The organism is Rhodopseudomonas sp. B29 (assembly GCF_000333455.1).
GTDB lineage: Bacteria > Pseudomonadota > Alphaproteobacteria > Rhizobiales > Xanthobacteraceae > Rhodopseudomonas.
Map to the genome: position 1 here is coordinate 1 of NZ_BADD01000733.1, position 2966 is coordinate 2966.

At 65.7% G+C, this 2966-nt stretch carries 2 protein-coding genes and 1 pseudogene; 2 read left to right on the top strand and 1 reads right to left on the bottom strand.

From position 1 onward, the window contains the following. Positions 1-633 (top strand): NAD(P)-dependent oxidoreductase (locus I5M_RS26595; RefSeq protein WP_022724175.1); only part of this gene is annotated, 633 nt, incomplete at its 5' end. Positions 634-785: 152 nt separating this feature from the next. Then, entirely contained in the window at positions 786-1655 is an 870-nt protein-coding gene (locus tag I5M_RS26600) for a hypothetical protein (protein WP_022724176.1), read from the top strand. A gap of 222 nt (positions 1656-1877) precedes the next feature. On the opposite strand, the pseudogene I5M_RS30685 reads toward I5M_RS26600, so the two are convergent. Continuing rightward, positions 1878-2958 (bottom strand): annotated as a pseudogene (locus I5M_RS30685) (tartrate dehydrogenase). Between the last annotated feature and the right edge of the window lie 8 nt (positions 2959-2966).

Genomic DNA, 2966 nt, shown 5'->3' on the forward strand with positions numbered 1-2966 from the left:
GGCGACACCGCCGTAGCCGAAGCGACCATTGCGCTGATGTGGGCCGCGGCACGCAATCTCGCGCTGATGGACCGCGAAATGCGCGCCGGATTCTGGCTGCGCGAAGACGGATTGCAGCTCACTGGCAAGACGCTCGGCCTGATCGGGCTCGGCGGCATCGGCGCCGAAGTCGCGCGCATCGCGGCAGGTGGCGGCATGAAGGTGATCGCCTGGAACAGAACGCCGAAGCCCACCGCCGGCGTCGAGTTCGTCGAGCTCGACACGCTGCTACGCGACAGCCACGTCGTCTCGCTGCACCTGTTGCTCACCGACGAGACGCGCGGCTTCCTGTCGCGCGAACGCCTTGCCGCGATGCGGCCCGGCGCCATCCTGATCAATACCGCGCGCGGCGCGCTGGTCGACGAGGCCGCGATGATCGATGCGCTGCAGTCCGGCCATCTCCGCCATGCCGCGCTGGACGTCTTCGACATCGAGCCCCTGCCCGCCGATCATCCACTGCTGCAAATCTCCAACGTGACGCTGTCGGCACACTCCGCATTTCGCACGCCCGAAGCCAGCGAAAATCTGATCGCCGCCGCGCGGGCGCATTGCCGGCGGATTGCCGCCGAAGTCGTCGACCTCGACGACCGCTGATCGGCAGTCGCTTACCGACGCCGTCGGGCCTCGGCGCGATGCTTCACCGCTCCGGCGCTGCAGAGATGACGAAACGCTGGTCCAACTGATCGGCGTCAAGTCAGCTCGGTCAACTCCATGCGATACTTCCGCCGTTTGCACGGAGGTTCGGCATGAAGGACTGGTACGCGCTTCTGTCTGTCGCCCTTGTGGTGGTCGTCGGCACCTCGGATGGCCTCGCCGGAACGGTCGCCTTCCTGCTGGCCTTCTTGATCACTTGGTATTTGCTCACTGCGAGCCAGATCGGCTTCGCGGCTGCACGCGACCGGCTCGGTTTCCGGCTCGAGCCGCCGGTGTGGAAGCCGAGCAACTGGCAATGGATCGACGTCCTGTTCGAGGACGACGACACCTTCATCACCGCAGTGACGACGGCGCTGATCGTCGTCGCCGCCTCGCTGATGTTCTGGCGCGATGGCGCCTACATCGTGGCGGCGCTGATGGCGGCGTTCTTCGTGTCCGAGATCATTCGCGACCAGACCGACCCGCCGCGCGCGGTGCGGATTCCGGATGCGCGGCTGGTCCCATCGCAGCTGCGCATCGCGACCTCACCAGCAGCAGGCGGCGGCGCCAACGCTGCGGCGACCGAGGCGGCAAGGGCTTTGGTGATCGAACAGCCACCGGCACACGCTGAAGAGGCACCTATCGGCGCCGCCGATCTCGCTACGGAGACAGCAAATCCGGCAGCTACACTCGCCGCTCCACCGCCTCGCACACCACCGCGCAAATCCGCCCGACGCAATCACCGGCCGGCGGCACGCGGCCAAACTCGCAAGTCCACCGCCAAGCGGCGCCCGAACAAATCGCAACGCTCGACCCGAACGCCGCTGGCGCCGCCGCCGAGCCGCAAGGCCACGTCGCCGATCGCATTCAAGCCGCGCAAGCGGCCTCCGCCGCGCCCCGTGCTGCGCCAACGCCAGCGCCTGCGACGGCCAATGACGCTGGTCGGCAACAAGGGGCTGCTGACGGGGACATCGAAGCGCTGACCGCCTCCTCGACTGATCGAAGAAACACGGTTTTCACGAGGTCAGTATCGTCATCCTGAGGTGCGCGCGTAGCGCGCCTCGAAGGATGCGGCCACGGTGCGCGCGGCCCATCCTTCGAGGCCCACCGTGCCGCGCATAGCGCGGCGCGGCGGGCACCTCAGGATGACGGCGGAAATGGAAGCGCGGAACGCAGCTCCATCGAGAACAACGCTTTGCCGCGAACTACTCCACCATCTCGGCCACTGCCTTGCCGCAGGCCGTCGTGTCGGCTTGGCCGCCGAGATCGCGGGTGCGGAGGGTGCGCTCGCCGAGCGTGCGCTCGATCGCCTTGACGATCGCGTCGGCCGCGTTCTTCTCGCCGAGGTGCTCCAGCATCATCGCGCCCGACCAGATCATGCCGATCGGATTGGCGATGCCCTGCCCGGCGATGTCCGGCGCCGAGCCGTGCACCGGCTCGAACACGCTCGGGAAGTCACCTTCCGGATTGATATTGCCCGACGGCGCGATGCCGATCGTGCCGGTGCAGGCCGGGCCGAGATCGGACAGGATATCGCCGAACAGATTGGAGCCGACGACGACGTCGAACCAGTCCGGATGCAGCACGAAATTCGCGGTGAGAATGTCGATGTGGTACTTGTCACACTTCACATCCGGATAGCTCTTCGCCATCTCCTCGACGCGCTCGTCCCAATACGGCATGGTGATCGAGATGCCGTTCGACTTGGTCGCCGACGTCAAATGACGCTTCGGCCGTGACTGCGCGAGGTCGAAGGCGAACTTCAGGATGCGGTCGACGCCGGTGCGAGTCATCACCGTCTGCTGTGTCACGAATTCGCGCTCGGTGCCGGGAAACATCCGGCCGCCCACCGACGAATATTCACCCTCGGTGTTTTCGCGCACGACCCAGAAATCGATATCGCCGGGCTTGCGGTTCGCCAGCGGCGACGGCACGCCGGGCATCAGCCGGACCGGGCGCAGATTGACGTACTGATCGAACTCGCGGCGGAATTTAATCAGCGAGCCCCACAGCGAGATGTGATCCGGGATTTTAGCCGGCCAGCCGACCGCACCGAAGAAGATGGCGTCGTGGCCGCCGATCTTGTCCTTCCAGTCGTCCGGCATCATCTGGCCGTGCTTTTCGTAGTAATCGTAGCTGGCGAAATCGAAGTGATCGAATTTCAGCTTGACGCGATGCTTCTTGGCCGCGGCCTCCAGCGCGCGAAGCCCCCTCCGGCATCACCTCCTTGCCGATGCCATCGCCGGGGATCACGGCGATACGATATTCGTCCTTGGTCTTGTTCAACGTCCGGT

Excerpts from the sequence above, each read along its gene's own strand:
- I5M_RS26600 (WP_022724176.1), top strand. The coding sequence starts at position 786 with ATGAAGGACTGGTACGCGCTTCTGTCTGTCGCCCTTGTGGTGGTCGTC.